Origin of the sequence: Micrococcus sp. HSID17227 (assembly GCF_003989405.1) — a bacterium.
GTDB classification, from domain to species: domain Bacteria; phylum Actinomycetota; class Actinomycetes; order Actinomycetales; family Micrococcaceae; genus Micrococcus; species Micrococcus luteus.
Genome location: NZ_RBLN01000427.1, coordinates 1 through 998, shown reverse-complemented (window position 1 = coordinate 998; position 998 = coordinate 1). Strand labels below are relative to the sequence as shown.

Annotated in this window: 1 protein-coding gene; it reads right to left on the bottom strand. The window is 77.9% G+C overall.

Annotated features, from left to right (window positions below):
• The coding region (locus D8M29_RS12405) for an ABC transporter permease (protein ID WP_238693422.1) at positions 1 to 998 on the bottom strand (998 nt) is incomplete at both ends.

The following is a 998-nucleotide window of genomic DNA, read 5'->3' as shown; positions in this document are numbered from 1 at the left end:
CCGCGGATCGCTGAGACCGGCTCCCGGACGGACACACCCCCCAGCATGAGCGCGGTGCCGCCGACGGCCAGCACCAGCCCGATCGCCGTGCGGACCCGGCCGCCGCGCGATCCGGCGGTCACCTCGTCCTTGGGCCGCAGGGCCTCGAGCGGGGCGACGCGCGTCGCGGCCACCGCGGGGGCCAGCGCGGCCAGGACCGTCACCGCCACACCCACGGCCACCGAGACGGCGAGCCCGGCCGGGTGCAGACCGAACGTGAGGAACGGCAGGTCCAGCATCTCGCGGGCGGCCGCGGCCACGCCGGCCACGATCGCCACGGCGAGACCGGCGCCCAGCACGGAGCCCACCACGCCCACGACGGCGGCCTCGGTCAGCACGGAGGCCCGCACCTGGGCCGTCGTCGAGCCGATGGTGCGCAGCAGCGCGAGGTCACGGGTGCGCTGGGCCACGAGCACCTGGAAGGTGTTCGCGATGACCAGCGCGGTCACCAGCAGGGCCAGCGCCGCGAAGCCGCCGAGCACCCAGCCCAGCAGGTCGGTGCCGCCGCTCAGCTGCGTCACCGCCGAGCGCACGGCTTCGTCTGGGGTCGCGACGTCGGCGTCCACCCCGGCCGCTGTGGCCTCGGCGCGGGCGTCCTCGGCGACGGCGGGGACGTCCGCTCCGTCGGCCAGGCGCAGCAGCAGGTGGGGGGTGAACCCGGCCTGCCCGTCCTGGCCCTGCACCGCGGTCAGCGCCGCGGGTGAGGCCCACACCTGTGCCTGCCCGGAGAGCATCGGGTCGGGGGAGGGCTGGGTCAGGCCCGTGACCACCGCGTCCACCGGCGTGGTGGCCGGGGCGGGCCCGGACTCGCTCGCCAGCGTGACGACGTCGCCCACGGCCACTCCGTGCCGGTCCGCGGTCTGCGTGTCGAGGGTGACGCCGCGGGCGTCGTCGGCGGCGGGCAGGGCGCCGGCGGTCACGGTCAGGCCCGCCAGGGCCGGGTCGCGGGGCAGGGGCAA